21 protein-coding genes are annotated in these 23,664 nt (G+C 56.0%); 14 read left to right on the top strand and 7 right to left on the bottom strand.

What is annotated here, in order from left to right; all coding sequences use genetic code 11:
• Nucleotides 1–53: 53 nt before the first annotated feature.
• The 9 genes from HII27_RS12770 to HII27_RS12730 all read left to right on the top strand — a co-directional run bounded on the left by HII27_RS12770 (nt 54) and on the right by HII27_RS12730 (nt 7,731).
• Complete coding sequence (locus HII27_RS12770; protein WP_185668227.1) at nt 54–689, top strand: EAL domain-containing protein; 636 nt, start codon at nt 54–56, stop codon at nt 687–689.
• Between the two features lie 2 nt (nt 690–691).
• The gene (locus HII27_RS12765) at nt 692–1,228 is read left to right on the top strand and encodes a helix-turn-helix transcriptional regulator (protein ID WP_185668226.1); all 537 of its coding nucleotides are present in this window, start codon (nt 692–694) and stop codon (nt 1,226–1,228) included.
• 229 nt (nt 1,229–1,457) lie between these two features.
• Nucleotides 1,458–1,952 carry a Csu type fimbrial protein gene (locus HII27_RS12760; RefSeq protein ID WP_185668225.1) on the top strand — a complete coding sequence of 165 codons (495 nt, stop codon included), beginning with the start codon at nt 1,458–1,460 and terminating at the stop codon, nt 1,950–1,952.
• Between the two features lie 2 nt (nt 1,953–1,954).
• Nucleotides 1,955–2,710, top strand: coding sequence for a fimbrial biogenesis chaperone (locus tag HII27_RS12755; RefSeq protein ID WP_185668224.1), 756 nt, complete (start codon nt 1,955–1,957; stop codon nt 2,708–2,710).
• Nucleotides 2,694–4,907, top strand: coding sequence for a fimbria/pilus outer membrane usher protein (locus HII27_RS12750; protein ID WP_185668223.1), 2,214 nt, complete (start codon nt 2,694–2,696; stop codon nt 4,905–4,907). The genes HII27_RS12755 and HII27_RS12750 overlap by 17 nt, the downstream gene beginning before the upstream one ends.
• On the top strand, nt 4,898–5,866 hold the full coding sequence (locus HII27_RS12745; RefSeq protein ID WP_185668222.1) for a Csu type fimbrial protein: 969 nt from the start codon (nt 4,898–4,900) through the stop codon (nt 5,864–5,866). The genes HII27_RS12750 and HII27_RS12745 overlap by 10 nt, the downstream gene beginning before the upstream one ends.
• 106 nt (nt 5,867–5,972) lie before the next feature.
• Nucleotides 5,973–6,722, top strand: a complete 750-nt coding sequence (locus HII27_RS12740; protein ID WP_185668221.1) for a winged helix-turn-helix domain-containing protein — start codon at nt 5,973–5,975, stop codon at nt 6,720–6,722.
• On the top strand, nt 6,719–7,195 hold the full coding sequence (locus HII27_RS12735; RefSeq protein WP_317983851.1) for a FidL-like protein: 477 nt from the start codon (nt 6,719–6,721) through the stop codon (nt 7,193–7,195). Before HII27_RS12740 ends, HII27_RS12735 begins: the two co-directional genes overlap by 4 nt.
• Nucleotides 7,196–7,215: 20 nt before the next feature.
• On the top strand, nt 7,216–7,731 hold the full coding sequence (locus HII27_RS12730) for a GNAT family N-acetyltransferase (RefSeq protein WP_185668219.1): 516 nt from the start codon (nt 7,216–7,218) through the stop codon (nt 7,729–7,731).
• A 27-nt stretch (nt 7,732–7,758) separates the two neighbouring features.
• Here the strand turns inward: HII27_RS12730 and tsr are convergent, their stop codons facing one another.
• From tsr to HII27_RS12715, 3 genes are all read right to left on the bottom strand, one after another.
• Nucleotides 7,759–9,426: a methyl-accepting chemotaxis protein gene (gene tsr, locus HII27_RS12725; RefSeq protein WP_185668218.1), complete on the bottom strand. Its 1,668-nt coding sequence runs from the start codon at nt 9,424–9,426 to the stop codon at nt 7,759–7,761.
• Nucleotides 9,427–9,644: 218 nt separating this feature from the next.
• A complete protein-coding gene (locus HII27_RS12720) occupies nt 9,645–10,583 on the bottom strand; it encodes an Ldh family oxidoreductase (RefSeq protein ID WP_185668217.1) in 939 nt (312 codons plus the stop codon).
• 91 nt (nt 10,584–10,674) lie between these two features.
• Nucleotides 10,675–11,718 carry a zinc-binding alcohol dehydrogenase family protein gene (locus HII27_RS12715; protein WP_185668216.1) on the bottom strand — a complete coding sequence of 348 codons (1,044 nt, stop codon included), beginning with the start codon at nt 11,716–11,718 and terminating at the stop codon, nt 10,675–10,677.
• A 138-nt stretch (nt 11,719–11,856) separates the two neighbouring features.
• On the opposite strand from HII27_RS12715, the gene HII27_RS12710 reads away from it, so the two are divergent.
• Complete coding sequence (locus tag HII27_RS12710; RefSeq protein ID WP_185668215.1) at nt 11,857–12,765, top strand: GntR family transcriptional regulator; 909 nt, start codon at nt 11,857–11,859, stop codon at nt 12,763–12,765.
• Between the two features lie 5 nt (nt 12,766–12,770).
• Here the strand turns inward: HII27_RS12710 and HII27_RS12705 are convergent, their stop codons facing one another.
• Genes HII27_RS12705 through HII27_RS12695 form a run of 3 tightly spaced genes read right to left on the bottom strand, consistent with a single transcriptional unit; the run spans nt 12,771 to nt 17,332 of the window.
• Complete coding sequence (locus HII27_RS12705; RefSeq protein ID WP_185668214.1) at nt 12,771–14,933, bottom strand: glycosyl hydrolase family 28 protein; 2,163 nt, start codon at nt 14,931–14,933, stop codon at nt 12,771–12,773.
• 21 nt (nt 14,934–14,954) lie between these two features.
• Nucleotides 14,955–16,031 (bottom strand): glycoside hydrolase family 88/105 protein, encoded by a 1,077-nt coding sequence (locus tag HII27_RS12700; RefSeq protein WP_185668213.1) that lies wholly within the window; start codon nt 16,029–16,031, stop codon nt 14,955–14,957.
• Nucleotides 16,032–16,042: 11 nt separating this feature from the next.
• On the bottom strand, nt 16,043–17,332 hold the full coding sequence (locus HII27_RS12695; protein ID WP_223883214.1) for an ABC transporter substrate-binding protein: 1,290 nt from the start codon (nt 17,330–17,332) through the stop codon (nt 16,043–16,045).
• Nucleotides 17,333–17,759: 427 nt separating this feature from the next.
• Between HII27_RS12695 and btsT the strand changes: the two genes are divergently transcribed.
• From btsT to HII27_RS12675, 4 genes are all read left to right on the top strand, one after another.
• Complete coding sequence (gene btsT / locus HII27_RS12690; protein WP_185668212.1) at nt 17,760–19,910, top strand: pyruvate/proton symporter BtsT; 2,151 nt, start codon at nt 17,760–17,762, stop codon at nt 19,908–19,910.
• A 108-nt stretch (nt 19,911–20,018) separates the two neighbouring features.
• Nucleotides 20,019–20,222 carry a YbdD/YjiX family protein gene (locus tag HII27_RS12685; protein ID WP_185668211.1) on the top strand — a complete coding sequence of 68 codons (204 nt, stop codon included), beginning with the start codon at nt 20,019–20,021 and terminating at the stop codon, nt 20,220–20,222.
• Nucleotides 20,223–20,232: 10 nt separating this feature from the next.
• On the top strand, nt 20,233–21,186 hold the full coding sequence (yjiA, locus tag HII27_RS12680; RefSeq protein ID WP_185668210.1) for a GTPase: 954 nt from the start codon (nt 20,233–20,235) through the stop codon (nt 21,184–21,186).
• A 451-nt stretch (nt 21,187–21,637) separates the two neighbouring features.
• Nucleotides 21,638–22,183, top strand: coding sequence for a YfaZ family outer membrane protein (locus HII27_RS12675; protein ID WP_185668209.1), 546 nt, complete (start codon nt 21,638–21,640; stop codon nt 22,181–22,183).
• Between the two features lie 68 nt (nt 22,184–22,251).
• Here the strand turns inward: HII27_RS12675 and HII27_RS12670 are convergent, their stop codons facing one another.
• On the bottom strand, nt 22,252–23,622 hold the full coding sequence (locus tag HII27_RS12670) for an NAD-dependent succinate-semialdehyde dehydrogenase (RefSeq protein WP_185668304.1): 1,371 nt from the start codon (nt 23,620–23,622) through the stop codon (nt 22,252–22,254).
• Nucleotides 23,623–23,664 lie beyond the last annotated feature (42 nt).

Genomic DNA, 23,664 nt, shown 5'->3' with positions numbered 1-23,664 from the left:
TTTAGCTAGCATTTGCCAACACAAAAACTATTGGTAAATATTGCTGCGTAATCATGCTCACAGGGTATAAATTCGAATCCATTCGCTTCTTAGATGATGAAAATATTGTCGCCTGGGAAGTTCTCTCCACCGCACCAGCGCAAATTAACCTTGAGCTTTTTTTCAGTAATATGGCGCTGGAAGCCAGATTGTCTCTTTTCTTTGCTCAGCTATCACATGTGCTGAGCACGCCTCCCTGCGGCAAGTATTACCTCAATGCCAATGCGGAGGTCCTGCTCACAGCTGATTTTTTGCAGCGCCTGTGCAGTGAGTTCGGCACGATTGAAAACATCGCCATTGAACTTACTGACCTGGAGCAGCTTCCGCTGCTCTCAGCCGACGATAGCCAGCGGCTGCGTGCGCGTATTGCCGCGCTGCGGGAAATGGGTATCGCGGTCTGGGCCGATGACGTCCATGACGACATTCTGCCTTGCCTCGTAGAGCAGGATTACCGTTTCTCTGGCGCAAAAATTGATAAGCATGCGTTCTGGACCGGTCGTGAATGCAAAGATGCCTTTCTCAAGCTTGCCCATCTGTGCAAAAAGATTGCCGATGAGGTTCTCGTGGAAGGTATTGAAACGCTTGCTGACTTCCAATTAGCCCGTGATTCACACGCTAATTATGGTCAGGGCTTTTTGTGGAATAAATAGCCATGATCTATCCGCCTTATCAGGTCGCTATCCTGAGCACAAACTATTTCCTATGGTTGGGGCTAAAGCACGCGCTTCCCTATATGGTGTGCCCAAACCCTGCTATTCAATGGCTGAATAAAGATAACGATGAGAGCGTATTTCAATTACGCGAAATAATTCTCCACGACGATAAAGAAGCAAAGTGGCTGGTCATTACTGAGCATAACCGGGTACAGGAAGTACAGCAATTTCTGCCGCCGGAACGCGCCTGCGTTTTCAGCGATAAACTCTCGCTCAGAGCGCTGGGCCAGCAGCTTAATAAGCCTGAGTTCCGCCGGACCCTACGCAAAGAATCACCGCTAACGCAGTCAGAGATCCATGTTTGTCTATTGATAATATTGGGTTTTTCACCAAAGACCATTGCCGATATGCTGCATAAGTCACCGAAGACTATTTATACCCATCGTCGCAATGCCATGGCGAAGTTTCACTGCAATACGCTGGCGGAATTACACCGAAAAATTCGCACTGTAAATAACAGTTCACTTTATCACTAATAACCAAAAGAAATCATAAGCATTGCCTCTTAAATATTACCTCCGCGCTGCCTGATAGAAATAGTCCAGAAACGCGGAGTGAACATTTTAATTACATTGTTAGGAATAGGCTGAGATTTGGCGAATAAAAGTATCCTTTAAGAGGTAGCCAAATCTACTATTTGCGCAAATACCGTCCAGGAACACGTTTAATCCAAGACTGCGTCAATTTATCTACCGGAGCTTATCTATGAAAAGGATGTCTATCGTCATTTTCAGCCTGTTTTACTTGATGTCCCACTCTGCCCTGGCGGACAGTTCTGCCACGGCAACCATGCACGTTTCGCTGGAAGTGCTGAAGTCCTGCACGCTTCAGACCAACGATCTGAACTTCGCCAGCCACGGCTCTGACGAATCCCGTGAAATTAATACCACCACTCAGCTTAACGTGCTGTGTACCAACGGTACGCCGTTTAACCTCTCAGCGGCCAGCAGCGATAGCGAAAGTGACGGCACGTTTTGGCTCAAACCAGAGGACAGCAGCCTCGGGGCACAGAACATTGCCTATAAGCTGTATGCCGATGAAAGCAAGAAAACGCCGGTCAACGCCAGCGGTGGGATTGAAGGGACCGGTACCGGGCAGACTCAATCGGAAACCATCGTTGGTGTTATCGAAGCAGGTGCTTTAACCAATGCCAAAGCCGGTTTGTACAGCGATGACGTCACCCTGAATCTGGTGTACTAAGCATGCGTCGTTTCTCTCTCTTTGCCCTTTGCTGGCTGGCCATTTTGTTCGCGTTTACCCACTACGCGCACTGTGCCACCCTGCAGGTAGCACCGGTGATGCTGAATCTTTCAACCGCCCAGCGCGCCGGTGCGCTGTACCTCACCAATACCGGAGACCAGCCCATTCACGCACAGATCCGCGTTTATGACTGGACGCAATCCTCGGGTAAAGATGTCCTGACACAGACGAACGAGGTTGTCAGCAGCCCGGCGGTAACGTCTCTGGCGCCCGGCCAGCGCCAGCTGGTACGCATTGTGGTGCTCAACCCCGCTCCCCATTCACAAGAGCAGAGCTTCCGGCTGCTGGTTGATGAACTGCCCCGTGCCCATCTCGGCACCGACGGACAGAATGGCGTCCATTTCCTGCTGCGCTACTCCATTCCGCTGTTTATCGCACCTGAAGATGTGGCGCAAAAAGATGAAACCACGCCGCTCTCCTGCCAACAGGAAAATGGGGAAGTCTGGTGCCAGAACCACGGTAGTACACATATCCGCTTGAGCGACGTTCAGGCTATTGCTCGTAATGGGCAGGTGGTCGATTCGCTCTCAGGTCTGGCTGGCTATGTGCTTGCGGGGAAGCAATTTTCGCTGCCGTTTAAACGCCCTCACCGCGATTTACTCTTCTCCTTACGCGCTTATCTGAATGAACACACCCAAGCCAGTCAGCTCAGCGTGTATCCTGCTGCTGTGGTTAATAGCCATGCCCCTTCACGCTGAGCCGCCCGCTGAAACAACGCAGTATCTCTCCCTCACCGTTAACCGTTCTCTTCACGACGGGCTTTGGCCCGTTCGCGTCGACAACGGCGAGCTATGGATCAACGTGGAAGATGCGGCGCGGCTGGGTATCGCCATGCCAGAAGCATCCGCTCCGTGGGTTAACCTTGCGACGGTACAGGGCATTCAGGCCAGCTATGACGGCCTGCAGCAACAGCTCGCCCTTACGCTGCCTGAAGGGAAACTGGCCAGCGTGCAACATCTGGAAACTGCACCTCACCCTGCGTCCGATGCCCTGCCTCAGGCCGATGAAATGGGCAATCTCACGCTAGATTACTCGCTCTACTCCAGCGAAACGCCAACGCTCAAACAGACGAGCTTACAAAGCCAGCTGCAAACCTCCGGCTGGTTGCCGGGTCAGCTTAGCAACAGCATGAACAGCCGTTTTCAGCGCGGAGATAACGCCACGCCAGAAGCCAACACGCGTCTGATGACCACCTGGCAGCTGGATTTCCCCGCCTCGCTCACCAGCATTTCACTGGGTGATAACGTGACGATGGGCGTGAACTGGAGCCGCCAGGTGCGTTTTGGCGGCCTGCATCTGGCGCGGAATTTTCAGCTCGACCCGCAGCTCAATACCGCCCCCCGCACGGCCTACAGCGACAGCGTGGTGTTACCGTCAACGGTCGATTTATATATCGACGGGCTTCAACAGAGCCACCAGCAGGTCACCCCGGGCAACTACGTGCTCAACACCCTTACAACGTTCTCCGGCAGCGGTCAGGCGCAAGTGGTGATCACCGATATCAACGGTCAGCGCCGTGAAGTGACGCTCGATTTATACGGCGCCCCCAATATGCTGGCGCAGGGCGTCAGCAGCGGCTCGCTGGATATAGGCTGGCTGCGACAGCGCTATGCCGAGCGCTCCAACGACTACGCCGCCTCGCCGATGCTGGATGCCGGCTGGCGCTATGGCCTCAACAACAGCCTGACCCTCAGCACCCACACCGAGCAGCACCGGGATGCGCATAACCTCGGCGTATCGGGCGACTGGCTGGTTTCACCACTTTTGGGTATCGCCAGCAGCCATATCGCCGGTAGCCAAAGCCCGGTGGGGGATGGCGTGAAGTGGGGATTTGGCTATCAGTGGAACGGACAGGGTCTGGGCGTCGCCGCCAGTACCAGCCGCAGCAGCGATGCCTGGACGGATATCGCACGGCTTTCCGGCAGCCTGCCGGTCAGGCGCACCGACAACCTGTGGGTCAGCCAGACGCTATCGGGCTGGGGAACCCTCGGCGCGGGATGGGTACGCCAGGACAGCGCCCGCTACCTTAATGCCAGTTGGTCAAAATCGTTCAGCAACCGCATCTCAACCACCTTCGCGTTTACCCATGCGCTCAACACGGGTGATAAGACCGTTCAGCTGATGCTGTCCGTTCCGCTAGGCCATAACGACACAGTGTCGCTGCAAACGGGTAATCAATCCACGCGCGCAGACTATCGCCATCAGCCGGATTATCAGCTCGGCGGCTGGTCATGGCAGCTCAGCCAGAATAGCGGCAATACCCGGCAACAACATGCCGATCTGGGGTATCTGAGCCAGTACGGCGAATGGCATACGGGGATAGACCGCGACAACCAAAGCAACAGCCACTATCTCAGCGGAGAAGGATCTTTCATTCTGCTGGACTCGCACCCCTACGCGCTGCGCTACAACCGCCAGGGCATTGCGCTGGTCACTACCGACGGCATTAGCGGCGTTCCGATTGCGGTGGAAAACCGCCCCGCGGGTACAACCGATGCTAACGGCTTTCTGCTGCTGACGGATCTGCCCCGCTACCAGAACAGCAAAGTTTCACTCGACCCGCTGAATTTGCCGCCAGAGGTGGTCACACCGCTCACGGAAATGCACGCCACTCCTGGGCGGAGCGAAGCCGTCAAAGTTGATTTCCAGGTACACCGTTCACACTTAGTCAGCGCACAGCTTATCGATCGGCAGAACAGACCGTTGCCTATCGGCAGCCTTATCACCTTTGGCGATAAGCAGTCTATCGTTGGCCGCGAAGGCTTCATCTGGCTGGAAAACCCGCCGATGCCCGGCACGCTTGCAATACAGAGCCGCTCAGGACGCTGCGAAGTCAGTCTGCCAGCTTCCAGGGGCGAAACGACCATCAATCTGGGAGTCTTGCCGTGTCATTAAAAATCCCCCTCGTTCTGCTCCTGCTGCTGTGCGCGGGCCTCCTGTGCCGTCCGGCTCACGCCTCAAACTGCTGGATAACCCAGGGGGAAACCTCTGCCTTTGGTACGCTGGTCACCGGCAGCGGCAGTTCGACGCACGCGAGCGTAAAATTCAGCTGCTACGCCGACTACGGCGAGACCCGTTACTTCAAAGTCTGCCTGAGCAGCCTGGATACCTCACCGTTTAAAATGACCTCAAACGGCGATGAAGAAGGTAAGCAATACACCATGCTGTTTCGCCTCTATAACGCCCTCGATACCAGCCAGGAACTGACCTCACAAGCATCGGGACGCGCACTGCAAACGTCACTCACTGCGGGGGGAAATCAGGTTGTTGGCGGGACATTTCCCCTTCTGGCCTCCATACCGGCCGGGCAGAGTAACCTGCCGGTACGCAGCTATTTTAACTACACCATGGGGCTAAGGCTGACCTGGAATAGCGCGACGTCCACGGCATCCCTGCACGACTGTCAGGATGGTGAGAACGAAGGGGAAGCCATCGACAACTCCTCCAGCGCCAGCGCTACGCTATCCGACAGTTGTTTTATCCAGAGCGTCACGCCGCTGGATTTTGGTACGGTCAACAGCACATCGCTGATGTCGCGGGTCGCTTCGACCGCCACCATTCGTTCTCGTTGCCCGGTGGGGACGCATTACTCCTTGGGCATCAGCACCGGTGAAAACGCATCAGGAAGCCAGCGACAGCTGTGTAACGATAAGCATCAGTGTCTGCAATACGCGCTGTGGCAGGATGCGGCGGCAACCACTCCCTGGGGAGAACAGATCGGCAGCAATACGCTGGAGGTCACGCACGAAGACGGAAATGTACAGAACTTCACCGTTTACGGCACCGTACCTCCGCAGACGCTCACCGGTACCGGCTTGTTTAGTGACGACGTGGTGATTACGCTTACTTATTAATCAGATTTGGGCGCGCCGGATCAATGTTACCGATAACAACTCGAGTTAACATGGTCATCTACACGCGAAAACCACCTTGCTTCCCCGATCCGGATCGCTGAAAAACATGAAATATCTGCTCGCGAACGTGCTTGTTTATGACAACGAGGACGGTTCACTGACACTACAAAACGATCCCGACTCGGACAGTCAGGTGCTCACCTGCACGGCGCAACATATCCTCAACCTGCTGATTGCCCATCACGGCATGGTGGTCGAGCGAGAAACGTTCTTTGAACAGGTGTGGGATGAGCGCGGCCTGCGCGGCTCCAGTAACTCACTGAATCAGTACATCAGCATTCTGCGGAAAATTTTCGCCACGCTGGTGCCTGACAGCCCGTTTATTGTCACCGTGCCAAAAGTCGGGTTTATGTTCAGCGCAGAGACCTCCATCGTGCCGCTTTCTGCCCCACGTGTCCCGACGGTGGCTAAACCCGAAAAAATCTCCCGCGCCAGAAATTTTACCGCCCTCTACGCACTGGTCACGGTTATCGTGCTCACGCTCTGCGGCACAGCAATCGCCTGGAAAAACCAGCAGCAGCAGGCTGAGATCTATTTACTGGATCATATCGACACCTGCCCGGTCTACACCCTCGCTCCGCTGGCAGATGTCTTCCGGGAACGGGCTAAAACGCTGATAAAACAGATTAAAAACGACGGGGCATTCTCCTGCCTGAACCATTCGGTGTTCTACGCGCACATTCAGGATCCCCTGCTGTACGGCGATGACGGCCGACTGGTACTCTCGCAATGCTCTCAGTTTCTTGGCAAAGCCAGCGCCTGCCAGACGCTCTATTACTACGAGTGGCAAAAGTGAAAAAGCATAAACGGCTGATTGTCGTCCTTCTTGTTAACCTGCTGATTATCCTCGGCACCTCGCTCTGGATACACAACACCACGCGCCTCTCCATGACCTGTCAGGGCAGCCTGACCTATAAGGACAGCCATCAGGACAACCGCTTCTCATTTGAAGGAATGGTGGTGATGCACTTTGCGCCTGACGGTACCGGCTATTTCAATATGAACGGCGAGGTGCTTAACGATGGGCAACATACTAAAGTGTCTCGCCAGGAGAGCTTTGACTGGCACTACGTGCATGAAACGTTTTACGAGCTACGCATCAAACAGGTCGAGAAGTTTGGTCACGATAACGTGCCCGCAGGGGTATTTGAAAAATATGCGCTGGGTATTACCCCTGGTCAGAAACGGCTGTTGAGCATTCGCAAAACGCCGGATAATGCGATGATTATCAGTAACTTTTATTCGCCAATTTTGGTTTGCGCCGGTTAACGACAGGCTATACTTGCCCCATGATAACTCTCGTTCGTCCGACCACTGCTGCGGATATCGCCGCACTTCCAGACATTGAACGCGCCGCCGGGCAATGCTTTCGGCAGATACCCGAATTGAGCTGGCTCGCTCAAGGCCCCGTCATCTCTGCCCGTTGCCATCAGCATTATCTGCAGCAGGAAATGAGTTGGGTGGTAGAACACGGCGGTCAACCGCGTGGTTTTCTGTTAGCAGAAGCACAGGATTCGACGCTGTTTATTGTCGAGCTCTCCGTGCATCAGGCGAGTCAGGGAATAGGGTTAGGTCGACGCCTTCTTAGCGATGTCGCGGTAGAGGCCAAAGCAAGGAGCTTCACGTCGCTCACGCTCACCACCTTTCGGGATGTACCCTGGAACGCGCCGTGGTATGCCCGAATGGGATTCGAAATGCTACCGGAAACATCATTGAACGCTGCGCTACGGCAAAAGCTGGCACAAGAAGTGGCGCACGGCATGGCGTATGAATCACGCTGCGCCATGCGCCTGATGCTGAGCTAATGCGCCCTGACAGGGGCGCATGTCATATCAGAAGGTTTCCCAGTTTTCCCCGGTGTCGGTTGCCGCCGCTTTACGCAGCGTACCCGGCGCTGGCGCAGCGGCCACGCTGACCGGTTCGCGCGCGGTACTTGCCTGGCCCTGCTGGATGCGGAACACGGCCACCGCCTGCGTCAGTCGGCTAGCCTGCTCTTCCAGCGCCGCGGCGGCTGCCGCGGACTCTTCCACCAGCGAGGCGTTCTGTTGGGTGACACGGTCCATCTCCGATACCGCCAGGCCAACCTGGTCGATACCCCGGCTCTGCTCGTCAGATGCGGAAGCAATTTCGCCCATGATATCGGTTACGCGGGTCACCGCATTCACGATTTCATCCATGGTTTCGCCCGCGCTTTCTACCAGCGTGGAACCGAGGTCGACACGGTTTACCGAATCTTCAATCAGGCTCTTAATTTCCCGTGCCGCCTGGGCGCTGCGCTGCGCCAGGTTGCGAACTTCACCGGCGACCACCGCAAAACCACGCCCCTGTTCACCGGCACGTGCGGCTTCCACCGCGGCGTTCAGCGCCAGAATGTTGGTCTGGAAGGCAATACCGTCAATCACGCTGATAATGTCGGCAATTTTCTGCGAACTGGCGGTGATATCACGCATGGTCTGCACCACGTTATCCACGACTTTACCGCCCTTCTGCGCGGTTTCCGATGCGCTCAGCGCCAGATGGCTCGCTTGACGGGCGTTTTCGGCGTTCTGTTTCACGGTCGCCGTCAGCTCTTCCATACTCGCCGCCGTCTCTTCCAGAGAAGCCGCCTGCTGCTCGGTACGTGAAGAGAGGTCGTTGTTGCCCATCGCAATTTCACTCGCGCCGCTGTAAATCGCGTGAGCCCCCTGACGAACTTCGCCCACGGTGCGCGCCAGTTCACCCTGCATATGGCGCAGAGAGTGTGCCAGCTCGCCCATTTCGTTGTCGCTTTCCACGTCGATGCGTTTGACCAGGTCACCGCCCGCAATGTGGCGAATGCTGTCGATTAAACGATTCAGTGGTTCGATAAGCGTCTTGCGCACGCCCAGCCAGACGGAGATGATCACGGCCAGTACGGCGATCATCACGCTAAACAGGATCCACATGGCCTGCGTGTAGGAGGCATTGCTGTCGTTGACCGCCAGGTCGTACAGGCTGTCGTTCTGTTGCAGATAGTTGACGTACGCCTTCTCAAAGCCGTCCTGATAACCCTGAGTCGGTTGGTCGAAGAAGTCGTTGATTTTGCCTGCGCCCAGCAGTTGGATAAGTTCGGACAGCGCGCCGTGGTAGATATCGTAGTTACGTTTGATTTCCAGCGCCGCCGCTTCGCTCTGACGCGGGTCACGCGGCATCGCTTCGTACTCGGTCCAGCGTTTTTCCGCATCTGACAGTGATTTGGTGGCAATCTGCATCAACTCGGCAACGGTAGCGCCGCTGCCGATATTGTTCTGATCCATCATGTAACGGATCCCTGCACGGTTGAGAGTATTGCGGGTTTGCAGCAGAGCAACCCAGCTCCCGTTCAGCCCGGACTGCTGCTGACGCACAGTTTGCAGAATGGTGAAGTTCTCTTTGTCATGCTTCAAAGAGTTAAAGAACAGTCCCCCTGACGCCAGCTGTAACAGGCCAAACAACACCAAAACCAGCACGAGGCTGGTGACGATCTTTATACGTTTTAACATGTTTCTCTTTCCTCCGGACGAATAACGAGTTTTCGGCGGGAAAAGACAAAACTTTATAGAAATTGTGACTATTAATACGGGTAGCGGCGCGATTTTGCATCACCGAGCGTGCCTGTTCCCCTCACCCTAGCCCTCTCCCCATAGGGGAGAGGGAACCGATGAGTGCAGATTGACGGATCGCGTAGCCCGGCCAAGCGGAGCGCCGCCGGGGATGCTCGTTACCCGCGCAGCGCACAAATCTCGTCGTACAGGCCACGAGAAACATCCAGCCCCTGTTTCTCACTTCGCTCGCGCGCCAGATGCGTCCCGGCCTCTGCTCCCAGGAAACGCTGAGGGTCGAGCGCCAGAATCAGCTCGCCGCCGTACGGCAGGCCACCCGCGCCGTTATCCCACGCCAGCGATTCGGCGCTGGTCATATCGCCAATCAGCGGGCCGGCGAACAGCTCCACCATCGCCGCCAGCGCCGAGCCTTTATGGCCGCCGAAGGTCAGCATCGCCCCGTCCAGCACCGCCTGCGGGTCGGTGGTTGGCTGGCCATCGCTATCAATCCCCCAGCCTTCTGGAATTGGCTTACCCGCTCGCTGATGCAGCTGAATTTCACCGCGCGCTGCGGCGCTGGTCGCCATATCAAAAATAAACGGCGGCTTCGCACCGCGTGGCCAGCCGAACGCAATCGGGTTGGTGCCGAACAGCGGCTGGGTGCCGCCCGCCGGGGCCACCCACGCGTGGCTTGGCGTACAGGCGTAACCCACCAACCCCACGTCGGTCAGCGGTTCCACGTCGGCAAACAGCGCCGAGAAGTGCACGCAACGGTTGATCGCCAGCGCCGCAATGCCACAATGGCGAGTTTTTTCAATCAGCAGCGGCAGCGCCTTTTCATAGGCACACAGCGAATACGCCCCGTTGGCATCCGCTTTAACGATAGCGGGCGCCTGATCGACAATCGTCGGTTCCGCATCCGGCGACACCTTGCCTTTGCGCAGAGTTTCTACAATCCCCAGCAGGCGCCACAGGCCGTGTGAAGCACAGCCGTCGCGTTCACCCGCGGTGACGTTGCGGGCGATAGCGTCGGCGTGTGCGGCTGAAAATCCGTTTGAGCTGAGGACGTCGAAGGCCAGTTGATAGGCTTCCTTAAGCGCGATGTTTACCGTTGTCATGTTTTTCTCCATATTGTCGGACAGGCTTTAGCGTAGACGGAGGCGCAGGTTTTACTTAGTTAACATAGTGATTTACATCACATTTATTTTATTAAGCGCCAGCAATGTTCTCGCTAAACTCTATCACGCCTTTAATCAGCCGTGGATTATTGATGACATCTCGTTCATAGGTGCTACCCAACTCATCAAAGTGCAACCGGTGAGTCAGCAGCATGTCGGCGCGCAGCAGCCCGCGCTGCATCAGCTCCCCCACCCGCGCAAAGTCCGCTTTTGTGGCGTTTCGGCTGCCCAGCAGCGTGGTCTCTTTTTTATGGAACTCCGGATCAGAGAACTGCAGGTCGCCTTTAAACAGGCCGACAAATACAATGCTGCCGCCGTGGCGAATCAACTCCACCGCGCGATTCATCGACTGCGCGCTGCCGGTGGCATCAATCACCGTCTGTGCAAGGTCGCCGCCAAAGCTATCGCGCAACTGAGTGAGGAAGTCATCGGCCAGCGGATCGAGAGCCGGTAACGCCAGCTGGAGCGCCACGTGCGCGCGGCGCTCCGGGCTAGTATCCACCATCACCACCTGCGCGCCTTCCGCCGCCGCAATGGCTGCCGTCCCCAGCCCAATTGGCCCAGCGCCCACCACCAGGACCGCGTCACCGGGCTTCACCGCCGCACGGCGAACCGCATGCGCGCTGATGGCAAACGGCTCGATCAGCGCAACCGCTTCGGGTGCAATGCCTTCCGCCAGCAGGATGTTTTGCTCAGGTACGCATAAATATTCGCTGAACCCACCATCACGATGGACGCCAATCACCGCAATATTTTCACAGCAGTTCTCTCGCCCGCTCCGGCACGCAGAGCATTCATGGCAGGAGACATAAGGGATCACCGCGATCTGCTGACCAACGTGCCAATGGTCAGTCTGGCTGCCGAGCGCGACGATCGTCCCGCAAATTTCATGTCCTAATACGCGAGGGTAGCTGAAAAAAGGTTGTTTCCCTCGCCATGCATGAATATCTGTTCCGCAGATACCAACCGTTTTTACCTTTATTAAGACCTCATGTTGTTGTGGTTTTGGAATATTTCTTGATTGCCACGTTAATTCACCCGGTTGCTGACAAACCCATGTTTTCATCATTGCCATTACGACGTCTCCTGTTTTCGTTATGGTTGTTATTGTGGATTTCAGAGCGTTTCAGCATCAGCGGAATAAATTCTTGTGAATATCAGCGCAGAAATATGTTTTAAATTCGTCTTTAATAAACCACAGGGGGAGATAACCATGAGCCGTTCGCAAAATTTACGCCGCAGCGTCGTCAACCAAATTATTGATGGCATCGCCCAGGGCCATATTCCGTCGCCGCTACCGGCGCAGTCCTCACTGGGCGACATGTACAGCATCAGCCGCACCACCGTTCGCCACATTCTTTCGCATCTACAGCAGCGCGGCGTACTGGAAAAAATCAATAATGATTACATCGTGATACGCAAGCCTGATGCTCTGGATGGCTTTGAGTGCACCCAGGCACCGCTTGAGGAGCAGACGCAGATTTTTGAGCAGGCGTTTTTCTCCATGATCAACCAGCGGCAGTTAAAGGCCGGGGAAGTGATGAGTGAAATTCAGTTGGCCAAAATGGCGGGAGTGAGTCCGGTTGCCGCGCGGGAATATTTACTGAAGTTTGGCCGCTATAATCTTATCGTGAGCGAAAAACGTGGTCTGTGGCGAATGAAAGAGTTCGATCGCGCTTACGCCGAGCAGCTATTTGAATTACGTGAAATGTTAGAGTTACATGCTTTACAGCGTTTTTTAAGCCTGCCCGATAATGACCCACACTGGCTACGGGCAAAAACCCTTCTGGAATATCATCGCCAGCTGCGCGACAATATTGGCGATAATGTCAAAACATTCTCGCAGCTCGATCGTGATTTTCATTCACTGCTGCTCTCCGCAGCCGATAATATATTTTTCAATCAGTCATTAGAAATTATCTCGGTTATTTTTCACTTCCACTACCAGTGGGATGAAAGCGATCTGAAACAGCGCAATATTATCGCCATTGATGAACATATGATGATCCTGATCGCCCTGATCTGCCGGAACGATCTCGACGCCACTCTGGCGTTACGTAACCATTTAATGACGGCGAAGCAGTCGATGATCCGTTCGATCGATCAAACCGCTCGCCGTTAACCCCGCTACGGCAGCATCTGTACCTGCCGCTGAGGCCGGTCCTGATCGCCGATAAAGTGGCTCATCGCCAGCAGCATTTCCAGCGCTTCATGGCGGCGCAGATAGCGCCGAGGGTGAAAGCGCCCTTCGTGATTACAGCGCAGAAAACCAAAAGCCACGGCGCGCTGGGCGTTGGTGAGGTAAATATCCCGCAGAAGGCGGCCATCGGTGAAGGTCGATTGCAGCATCGTTGAGGCGTTGCGATACGACACCCCGCAGCTCATCATGGCAACCGTGGCGGCCTCTTCGCGGCGAATCGGTTTATCCGGGTTAAACTTCCCTTTATCAAGCGCCATCATGCCGCGCTGAATCAGCGCTTCGATGCCCGGATACCAGACGGAATCCGCTGCCAGATCGTCAATCACCAGGCCGCAGGATGGCTGATACTGCAGCCCCCATAGCCGGATCACCATTTGCGCCAGCTCAAACCGGGTGATGCACTCCGCGCCGCTGTCGTTATCGAGAATGCCCCGCGCCCGCAGAATGCCCGCATTGACCGACTCGCCGCTTGCCAATTGAATGCTGCCCTCCGGCCCAATCAACCAGGGCTTGCCGAGCAGACTCATCTGCCCATGGTGTACCTGGCAGCGAACAAAACGCCCGCTCATGGTCGGCGTTAGCGCCAGAATGTCCCCTTCACCGAGCGGCGTCATTGGCCCGTCCGCCGTTTTACCCAGCCACCAGTCGTAGCGCAGCACCGCGTCATCGTTCCCCGGTAGCGTCGCCACCGCGCGCAGATAATCCCCGACCTGCGGCAATCCGCGGACAAAAAGCTGCACCGGGCGCGGATAATCGAGCCCGTTGATCACCACGTTTTCCATTTTAACGCCGCGTCCCCAGTGGGCGGCATGCAGCGGGTTCTCGACATCGTGAAGGCGGATATCTTTCAGCACCAGCCCGTCAATCGGCGACTGCGGCAACCCTTCAATAAACAGGCCGTACTCTCCGCCGCTCGCTTCCAGATCTTCAATCACGATATTGCGAAAGCGCGGTAAGTGGCTCCCGTAGACCCCTTCGGCATAGTTCATGGTGGCGTGGACCACGGCATCGCGCACCCGCTTCACCTTAGAGTGACGCAGCCAGACATTTTCAATCACCCCGCCGCGCAGCGCGTTGGCCTTCAGGCGCAGAGGATAGGTTAACGCCGGGCTGTCAAATTCGTTACCCGCGGCAAAAACGTTGCGGATGCCGCCGCTCATTTCACTGCCCAGCGCAATGCCGCCGTGGCCATCGGCGAAACGGTTATTACGGATGATGATATTTTCGCAGGGAATATTGGCTTCACGCCCGTCGCGATCGCGCCCGGATTTAATGGCAATACAGTCATCACCGGAATCAAACAGATTGTCTTCAATCAGCACATCGCAGCAGCTTTCCGGATCCACACCGTCGTTGTTGTGGCCGTGCGAGCGTAGCGTCATGCCGCGCACCGTCACGTTGCGGCACATAACCGGGTTGACCTGCCACATCGGCGAGTTGCGTAGCGTGACTCCCGCCAGCAGCACGTTCTGGCAGTGCAGCGTCTGGATAAACATCGGGCGTAAATAGTGGCCGTCGCCAAAGCGGCGCTCCGCCACCGGTACCCCGTTGAGGTTCATTTCGCGCAGCCGCAGGCTTGCGGGACGCTGCAAATTTTGCGCGTGAGTCGACCAGGCGTGTTCAATCTGATGGGTCCAGTGCCACCACACGCTTTCGCTGGCCTGCCCGTCCAGAGTACCGCTGCCGGTCAACGCGATGTTGTGCGCATGACGCGCGTAGATCAGCGCCCGGTAGTTCCACAGGGGCGAGCACTCCCAGTGACCATAGGCCAGCGGATAGTGCGCTTCGGTGGTGTCGGTGGTGAACAGCAGCACGCTTTGGCGGCTTTCCAGATGCAGATCAATGTTGCTCAACAGCTCTAGCGAACCGGTGAGGTAGCGCCCGGCAGGCACCACCACGCGGCCGCCGCCCAGCGCGTGCAGTTGGGAAATCGCCCGCTGAAGGGCATCGGTATCCAGCGTCGCCCCGTCGCCGACCGCACCACAGTCGCGTACGTTTATCTCTCTGGCGGGAAACTGCGGATCGCGGATCCGTGCCAGAATCTTTCTCTCTTCCTCCACGCTCAGCACTACGCTGGGGTTTATGGTCATCACCTTGTCCTTAAGTTCAGATTATAAATGGGCGAGCGCTTCCCCTAATGCCAGCATCGCCAGCGACTGCCCGTAGGCGCGCTGACGTACGCGAATATCCAGATAATGCTGCAAATCGCGCCCGACTGACGTTCCGGCTGACACATCCGCCACTTCACCGTGTTCATTAATCCGTGCCATCAACGCCTGCACACCCGCCCAGCCCGCATCGCGGCAGCGGTTATCCAGCAGGCCAAGCCGCGCGCCTTTCAGCAAGGCATAGGTCAGCCCAGCGGTGCCCGATGCTTCCTCGTAGCTTTCGGGGTGATCGATAAGCGTCGACCACATGCCGTTGCTGTGCTGATAGTGCACCGCCGCCAGCATCTGTCGAACAAATGCTTCGCGGATAAAACGGGTATTCGCCGTCTCTTCCGTCACCATCTCCAGAAAATCCACGCTGCCCGCAGCGGCCCAGCCGTTGCCACGCCCCCACAGCGCCGCACCGTAGTTGTTGCGGTCGATAAAGCTCCAGCCGTGCATCCACAACCCGCTACGGCGGTCGATCAGGTACTTGATGTGCAGTAAAAACTGGTACGCCACATCGTCCATATAGCGCGGCTTATCCAGCAGCAGCGACGCTTTTGCATGGAATAAGCCGCTCATAAACAGCGTATCCACCCACAGCTGCTCTTCGTTCAGGTGGTCGCTGGTACAGTGGGTAAAGCCATTTTCCTGGGTGCGCAGCAGGCGCGTATCAATCCAGTCGGCATACTCGGCAATGTCTGCCTGCCAGGCCGTTTCGCCTGATTCCATCGCCATACAGGTGGCCGTCAACATCGGCGCCATGCGGTTGATGTTCTTTTCCGGCAGACCTTCCGCCATGCGACGCGAGAACCAGCCGTTGAGGTAGGCCAGGTAGCGCGGCTCGCGGGTGATGCGGTACAGCCGCCAGATGCCGTAAATCCCAACGCCCTGCGACCAGTCCCAGTTTTCAATCGACAAGTCGGAGGCGATAACCTTCTGTTTTTTAAGCTCGGCATCGTTGGTGCGTACCACAATCAGCTCATTAAACAGCGTATCCAGTTTGCTTAGAATGGACTCTTTCAATAATTGCGACATAACCACCTCATTTACATGATTTTTTTCAGCACACGCTGCGCGCGTTGCGGGAATTCATCGGCCAGCTGTTCAACCGTGAGCTGCCCGTAATCAAAGCGCTGCACCGCGTCGAGGAAGTAGGCCAGCAGTTGCGGGTTTTCAAACCATGGCGACGGTTCGATTTTGCCCATTAACTTATCGACCTGCGCCAGCCCCTGAACCTGAATCTGGCTGCTATCCAGCACGCCGTCCTGTTGCAGCACTTTCACCGCTTCAGCGCTCAGCGGGACGCCACGCTGTAGCCCCATCGCCTTGATGCCCTGCGGGTCGTTCAGCAGGAAATTGATAAGCTTGGCCGCCAGCTCGGGATGACGGCTGTTTTTGCCGATGGAGAACATCATTGCTGGCTTGAAGAAGATCCCCGCATCGGTGGCACCGGGCAGCATAGGGTAAGGGCCCACTTCCAGATGTGCGGGCGCGCGCAGGCTTCCTGCAAAGGTGCCATCGGTGCTCCAGGTGTGTACGCCGCCAATTTTGCCCTCCAGCCACGGTTTAATTTCCCAGGCGTTGGCCTTGCCGAACGACGACAGATATTTCATGGACGGGATAACGTGATTATCCACCAGCTTTTTATACAGCCCGAAATAGTCCAGCCACTGTTCACGGCTGTAGTTAAAGGCTTTGGTCTGCGGGTTAATCATCGAAATATTGTATTTCTGCACCATATACGAGTTCAGGAACGTCATGATGGTGGTGTCGTGATTAGCGAGAATAAACGGGTAGTAATCGTCCCCCAGTTTGCTTTTAAACACCGGGCCCGCCGCAATCATCTGCTCCCAGGTTTGTGGATACGCCACGCCCGCTTTTTTCCACAGATCGGGGTTGTAGTACATCGAGCGCCCGGTCATGGCCACCGGTACACCGTTGAGTTTGCCGTTCACCGTCACCAGCTGTTTGCCCTGGCTCGAGAACTGCGTCAGGTCGATAAGCGATGCCTGGCGGTTAATGTCATAAAAACCGTCACCGTTTTTGGAAAACATCACCAGCCAGTTCCAGTTTATTTGCATCACGTCCGGCTCGGTATTTCCCGCCAGTTGCGTGCTCAGGCGTGATAAGTAGCCATCCCAGCCGCTGGGTTCGGTATTGATTTTGACGTCAGGGTTTTGTGCTTCGAAGGCTTTAATCGCTTCCGTCGTGGCCTGGTGCCGCTGGTTACCACCCCACCACGACATGCGTAACTCGGTGGCGGACTGACCCATCATCGGCCACAACATTCCCGCCCCCAGCACGCAACACATCACTTTTAGCCGCATATTTTTCATTGTTTTCGTCCTTTTTAAGGATACAGGCCGATGAGCGACGTGGCTCACCGTCCGAAGATGAGTCAAATAGTCGGAAAAAATGGACGATGTGGAGCAGACCAGGACCCGGAGTTGTGATCAATAAGTGACAATAGTGTTTTTAATTGGTTTTTAATCATACGAAGTCCGTCGTAGGGAAACGACGCCGAGGAAAAAACTTGAGATCTCAATCACATATTTAGCTACCGTTCAGCATGTAGCCAACCGCTTACCCCCTCACATAACCGCTTAGCCATCGCTTTCAACCGCTCACCGATTTACCCAACTTTACGCGCGCGTATCTCTGGCAAGCTTGTCATCAGCATAATGATCAATACCTCCTCAAACCCAAACTCAAAACAACGGCAGCTTCGGCTGATTATTCATCCTATTAGAACCAGGTTTTACTATGGATACGAAAAAGCTATTCAAGCACATACCCTGGGTGATTCTCGGAATCATCGGTGCATTTTGCCTCTCGGTCGTCGCACTGCGCCGCGGTGAGCACGTCAGTGCCCTGTGGATCGTCGTCGCGTCGGTTTCTGTGTATCTGGTGGCGTATCGCTACTACAGCCTATACATCGCCCAGAAGGTGATGAAGCTCGACCCTACGCGTGCAACGCCGGCGGTCATCAACAACGATGGCCTGAACTACGTGCCGACCAACCGCTACGTGCTGTTCGGCCACCACTTCGCCGCTATCGCCGGTGCGGGCCCGCTGGTAGGGCCGGTACTGGCCGCGCAGATGGGCTACCTGCCGGGTACGCTCTGGCTGCTGGCGGGCGTGGTGCTGGCAGGTGCGGTGCAGGACTTTATGGTGCTGTTTATCTCCACGCGCCGTAACGGTTCGTCGCTGGGTGAAATGGTCAAAGAAGAGATGGGCCGCGTGCCGGGCTCCATTGCCCTGTTCGGCTGCTTCCTGATTATGATCATCATCCTGGCGGTGCTGGCGCTGATCGTGGTGAAAGCCCTGGCAGAAAGCCCGTGGGGCGTGTTCACCGTCTGCTCGACCGTGCCGATTGCGCTGTTTATGGGTATCTACATGCGCTTTATCCGTCCGGGCCGCGTAGGCGAAGTGTCGGTGATTGGTATCGTGCTGCTGGTTGCCTCTATCTACTTCGGCGGCGTGATTGCCCACGACCCGTACTGGGGCCCGGCGCTGACCTTTAAAGACACCACCATCACCTTCGCGCTGATTGGTTACGCCTTTATCTCTGCCCTGCTGCCGGTATGGCTGATTCTGGCACCGCGCGACTACCTCGCCACCTTCCTGAAAATCGGCGTTATCGTTGGCCTGGCGCTCGGCATCGTGATCCTCAACCCGGATCTGAAAATTCCAGCCGTGACCCAGTACATCGACGGCACCGGCCCACTGTGGAAAGGCGCGCTGTTCCCATTCCTGTTTATCACCATCGCCTGTGGCGCCGTTTCTGGCTTCCACGCGCTGATCTCCTCCGGCACCACGCCGAAGCTGCTGGCGAACGAAAACGATGCCCGTCTGATTGGTTATGGCGCCATGCTGATGGAGTCCTTCGTAGCGATTATGGCGCTGGTTGCAGCCTCCATCATCGAACCGGGCCTCTACTTCGCGATGAACACCCCTCCGGCAGGCCTTGGCATCACCATGCCAAACCTGCATGAGATGGGCGGCGAGAACGCGGCGCTGATTGCGGCACAGCTGAAAGATGTGACCGTCCACGCGGCGGCAACCGTCAGCTCCTGGGGCTTCGTCATCACTCCTGAGCAGATCCTGCAAACGGCGAAAGATATCGGCGAACCGTCGGTACTGAACCGCGCAGGCGGCGCGCCAACCCTGGCGGTCGGTATTGCTCACGTGTTCCACAAAGTGCTGCCGATGGCCGATATGGGCTTCTGGTACCACTTCGGTATTCTGTTCGAAGCGCTGTTCATCCTCACCGCGCTGGACGCTGGTACCCGTGCGGGCCGCTTTATGCTGCAGGATTTGCTCGGTAACTTCGTACCGTTCCTGAAGAAAACTGACTCTCTGGTCGCTGGCGTGGTCGCCACTGCGGGCTGTGTAGGCCTGTGGGGTTACCTGCTGTATCAAGGCGTGGTTGACCCACTGGGCGGCGTGAAGAGCCTGTGGCCGCTGTTCGGTATCTCTAACCAGATGCTGGCCGCCGTGGCGCTGGTACTGGGTACCGTTATCCTGATTAAGATGAAGCGCACCAAATACATCTGGGTGACCACCATCCCGGCGGTCTGGCTGCTTATCTGCACCACCTGGGCGCTGGGCCTGAAACTGTTCAGCACCAACCCGCAGATGGAAGGCTTCTTCTTCATGGCGAACCAGTACAAAGAGAAGATTGCTGCCGGTGGTGAACTGACCGCCCAGCAGATTGCCAACATGAACCACATCGTTATCAACAACTACACCAACGCAGGCCTGAGTATTCTGTTCCTGGTGGTGGTGTACAGCATCATCTTCTACGGTTTCAAAACCTGGATGCAGGTGCGCAATAGCGATAAACGTACCGACAAAGAAACCCCATATGTGCCGGTACCGGAAGGCGGCGTGAAGACCTCTTCACACCACTAATCCACCGAACCCTCCCTCTCCCACTGGGAGAGGGTCGGGGTGAGGGAAAACGAGTTCCCCAGCCCGATAGAGATAACCTCGTCGGGCTTTGTCTTATCAGGATGGTCTATGTTTGGTAACTTAGGGCAAGCTAAAAAATATCTCGGTCAGGCGGCAAAAATGCTGATTGGCATTCCGGATTACGACAACTACGTCGAACATATGCAGACCAACCATCCGGATAAACCGTACATGACCTACGAAGAGTTCTTCCGCGAGCGCCAGCAGGCACGCTACGGCGGCGATGGAAAAGGCGGCATACGCTGCTGTTAAAGGAGACATCATGGCACCGATTGCAGTAACCCTACTTACCGGTTTCCTCGGCGCGGGCAAAACAACCCTGCTGCGCCACATCCTCAACGAACAGCACGGCTTTAAAATTGCCGTGATTGAAAACGAGTTCGGCGAAGTCTCCGTCGACGACCAACTGATTGGCGACCGCGCCACCCAGATCAAAACCCTGACCAACGGCTGTATCTGCTGCACCCGCTCTAACGAGCTGGAAGACGCGCTGTTAGATCTGCTCGATAACCTCGACCAGGGCAACATCAGTTTCGACCGCCTGGTGATTGAATGCACCGGCATGGCCGACCCCGGCCCCATTATTCAAACCTTTTTCTCCCACGAGGTGCTGTGCGAGCGCTACCTGCTGGACGGCGTGATTGCGCTGGTTGACGCGGTCCACGCCAACGAGCAGATGAACCAGTTCACCATCGCCCAGTCGCAGGTGGGCTACGCCGACCGCATCCTGCTGACCAAAACCGACGTCGCTGGCGAGGCTGAAAAACTGCGTGAACGCCTGACCCGCATCAACGCCCGCGCGCCGATTTACACCGTCACCCACGGCGATATCGACCTGGGCCTGCTGTTCAACACCAATGGCTTTATGCTGGAAGAGAACGTCACCTCGAAGCCGCGCTTCCACTTTATGGCCGACCAGCAAAACGACGTGTCGTCTATCGTGGTCGAACTGGACTACCCGGTGGATATCAGCGACGTCTCCCGCGTGATGGAGAACCTGCTGCTGGACTTCGCCGACAAGCTGCTGCGCTACAAAGGGATGCTGTGGATTGACGGCGAACCGAATCGCCTGCTGTTCCAGGGCGTGCAGCGCCTCTACAGCGCCGATTGGGACAGGCCGTGGGGCGACGAAGCGCCGCACAGCACGCTGGTGTTTATCGGTATTCAGCTGCCGGAAGCAGAAATCCGCGCAGCATTCGCCAGCCTGAAAAAATAACCCGTAGCCCGTACCCCGTAGCCCGGCCAAGCGAAGCGCCGCCGGGATGAGTACCGAGCTGCTCCCGGCGGCGCTTCGCTTGGCCGGGCTACAACAGCAGCTTAAATCACGCCCTCCCTCCGCCTGGAGGGGGTAATTAAATGCGTAGAAATGTAAATTCTCATTTTTATTCATGACAGTTGGAGCATTTTCGGAAATTATTAGAAAGACAATTAATTCACTACCAACCAATATCCCCCGCTCTGTTCAAGGTACGTTTAGCCAAAAACTAAACGGGCGCTAAACATCAAAACGCTAATCATTGACGCCGGTAAAAACAAACACTCAAGCAACAAAAAAAGACCGTGGTGATTACAATTCCAGCATTAAAAATCGACATGAGTCACATTTGCAGAAGTAAAACCCACTTGTTAAGGTGTCCTCAGATTAATTTTATGACGAGGAATAAACCATGAAAAAGCTTAATATCCTGCTCCTTTCCGCTCTGACTGCTGTATCCGGTTCCGCGCTGGCAATGGGCGGCAGCATTGAGCAAGGTAAGAACTTCACCAACCTTAATCTGGAAATGGGCAAATCTTCTTCCGGCCTGTATGCAGAAAGCAACTGGCTGAAAAATACCGATGACGGTACGCAGACCGGCGGCGTGGGTGCAGGCTATAACGTTGAAGTTGGCCCGGTCATGCTGAACGCTGGCGCGAAAGCCATCTACCTCGGGCCGAAAAAAGGCGATAACGGCGTGGCCTTCCCTATCGGCGGCGGCGTGAACGTGGCGCTGACCGACAGCATTAACGTATTTGGTGAAGGCTATGTCGCACCAGAAGGGCTGAACAACAGCGTGAAAAACTACGTTGAAGCCAACGGCGGCGTGAGCTGGACCCCTATCAAACCGGTAACGCTGAAAGTGGGCTACCGCCACGTGAGCGTTGACGGTAAAGACGGTCGCCCAGGGCACACGCTGATTGATGGCGCCTACGTGGGCGGCGGCGTGACTTTCTAATAAAACGGAAAACGCGCGCTATACCGACAAAAAAACCTGCCAGATGGCAGGTTTTTTTATGAGTGCCGTTATCGACGGACCACCACCAGCTTCTGGTTCACAAACTCTTTAATCCCCAGATCCGACAGCTCGCGGCCATAGCCGGAACGTTTAACGCCGCCAAACGGCAGTTCCGCCGCGGTATCAGTCAGCCAGTTGATGTATACCATCCCGGTCTCAATGCACGAGGCCATTTTCTTCGCCCGCTCAATATCCTGGCTAAATACCGCGCCCCCCAGCCCATAGTGGGAATCATTGGCGAGGGCGACCGCTTCATCATCGTTTTTAACGACGTAAATCTGCGCGACCGGGCCGAAGAACTCTTCAAAATACGCCGGGTTATCGCGAGAAATATGGGTCAGGATAGTGGGTTCGAAGAAGCTGCCATCACGCTGCACCGGCTTGCCGCCGAGATGCAGCTTCGCACCGTTTTTCACCGCCTCGTTGACCTGTTTGGTCAGCGTCTCCAGCGCGTCTTTTGACGACAGCGGCCCCAGCGTGGTGCTTTCATCCAGCGGGTCGCCGATTTTTGCCTGCTTAAAGGCTTCGGTAAATTTATTCAGGAAGGCGTCGGCAATTTTCTCATGCAGCACAAAGCGTTTTGCCGCAGTACAGACCTGCCCGGCGTTGTTCAAACGCGCATTGACGCCAATTTTCACCGCTTTATCGAGGTTGGCATCATCCAGCACCACGAAGACGTCGTTACCGCCCAGTTCAAGGGTCGATTTCTTGATGTGCTTCGCCGCCTGCGCCGCGACCACGCTCCCCGCTTTTTCGGAACCGGTTAGCGCCGCGCCCTGCACCCGGTCGTCGGCGATAATATTCGCCACCTGCTCCTGCGAGATATACAGGTTCGCCCACGCCCCTTCCGGCGCGCCCGCTTCACGTACCAGCTGCGCAAAGGCCTCCGCGCAGTGCGGTACAATGCTGGCGTGCTTCGCCAGCACCGGGTTACCCGCCGCCAGGTTCGGAGCCAGCACGCGCATCAGCTGGTAATAAGGGAAATTCCATGGCTCCACGGCCATCAGCACACCGATAGGGTGATGCTCAACCCACGCCTCGCCCAGCTCAGATTTGTACTTCACCGGCGCAAGAAACTGCTTTGCATTGTCGGCATAGTAGCGAGCGATTTGCGCGCACAGTTTCACTTCGCCGCGGCTCTGGGCAATGAGTTTACCCATCTCCTGACTGGCAATTTTTGCCAGTTCCTCAGCGCGGGCATCAATCAAATCAGCCAGTTTGTGCAGCACCGGCAGACGCTGGTCGATATCCCCTTTTGCCCAGTCGGAATGGTAGAGCGCATCGGCCGCCTTCAGCGCCGCTTCAACGTCTGCATCTGTATGAGAAGGGTATGCTTTGATAAGCTGGTTAGTGGCAGGATTTACTGTCTGGTAAGCCATCATGAATCTCCTTGTTTTTACCGCTTAGGGTATTAAGGGTAG

The sequence above is a fragment of the Kluyvera sichuanensis genome, from assembly GCF_014218705.1.
Lineage (GTDB): Bacteria > Pseudomonadota > Gammaproteobacteria > Enterobacterales > Enterobacteriaceae > Kluyvera > Kluyvera sichuanensis.
This window is presented reverse-complemented; position numbering and strand designations above follow the sequence as displayed.

What these genes read in the sequence shown, in the direction of transcription:
- HII27_RS12740 (WP_185668221.1), top strand. Translation starts at nt 5,973, where the DNA reads ATGAAATATCTGCTCGCGAACGTGCTTGTTTATGACAACGAGGACGGT.
- HII27_RS12730 (WP_185668219.1), top strand. Translation starts at nt 7,216, where the DNA reads ATGATAACTCTCGTTCGTCCGACCACTGCTGCGGATATCGCCGCACTT.
- HII27_RS12675 (WP_185668209.1), top strand. Translation starts at nt 21,638, where the DNA reads ATGAAAAAGCTTAATATCCTGCTCCTTTCCGCTCTGACTGCTGTATCC.
- HII27_RS12760 (WP_185668225.1), top strand. Translation starts at nt 1,458, where the DNA reads ATGAAAAGGATGTCTATCGTCATTTTCAGCCTGTTTTACTTGATGTCC.
- HII27_RS12750 (WP_185668223.1), top strand. Translation starts at nt 2,694, where the DNA reads ATGCCCCTTCACGCTGAGCCGCCCGCTGAAACAACGCAGTATCTCTCC.
- HII27_RS12685 (WP_185668211.1), top strand. Translation starts at nt 20,019, where the DNA reads ATGTTTGGTAACTTAGGGCAAGCTAAAAAATATCTCGGTCAGGCGGCA.
- btsT (WP_185668212.1), top strand. Translation starts at nt 17,760, where the DNA reads ATGGATACGAAAAAGCTATTCAAGCACATACCCTGGGTGATTCTCGGA.
- yjiA (WP_185668210.1), top strand. Translation starts at nt 20,233, where the DNA reads ATGGCACCGATTGCAGTAACCCTACTTACCGGTTTCCTCGGCGCGGGC.
- HII27_RS12710 (WP_185668215.1), top strand. Translation starts at nt 11,857, where the DNA reads ATGAGCCGTTCGCAAAATTTACGCCGCAGCGTCGTCAACCAAATTATT.
- HII27_RS12720 (WP_185668217.1), bottom strand. Translation starts at nt 10,583, where the DNA reads ATGACAACGGTAAACATCGCGCTTAAGGAAGCCTATCAACTGGCCTTC.
- HII27_RS12705 (WP_185668214.1), bottom strand. Translation starts at nt 14,933, where the DNA reads ATGACCATAAACCCCAGCGTAGTGCTGAGCGTGGAGGAAGAGAGAAAG.
- HII27_RS12770 (WP_185668227.1), top strand. Translation starts at nt 54, where the DNA reads ATGCTCACAGGGTATAAATTCGAATCCATTCGCTTCTTAGATGATGAA.
- HII27_RS12715 (WP_185668216.1), bottom strand. Translation starts at nt 11,718, where the DNA reads ATGGCAATGATGAAAACATGGGTTTGTCAGCAACCGGGTGAATTAACG.
- HII27_RS12670 (WP_185668304.1), bottom strand. Translation starts at nt 23,622, where the DNA reads ATGGCTTACCAGACAGTAAATCCTGCCACTAACCAGCTTATCAAAGCA.
- tsr (WP_185668218.1), bottom strand. Translation starts at nt 9,426, where the DNA reads ATGTTAAAACGTATAAAGATCGTCACCAGCCTCGTGCTGGTTTTGGTG.
- HII27_RS12700 (WP_185668213.1), bottom strand. Translation starts at nt 16,031, where the DNA reads ATGTCGCAATTATTGAAAGAGTCCATTCTAAGCAAACTGGATACGCTG.
- HII27_RS12765 (WP_185668226.1), top strand. Translation starts at nt 692, where the DNA reads ATGATCTATCCGCCTTATCAGGTCGCTATCCTGAGCACAAACTATTTC.
- HII27_RS12695 (WP_223883214.1), bottom strand. Translation starts at nt 17,332, where the DNA reads ATGAAAAATATGCGGCTAAAAGTGATGTGTTGCGTGCTGGGGGCGGGA.
- HII27_RS12755 (WP_185668224.1), top strand. Translation starts at nt 1,955, where the DNA reads ATGCGTCGTTTCTCTCTCTTTGCCCTTTGCTGGCTGGCCATTTTGTTC.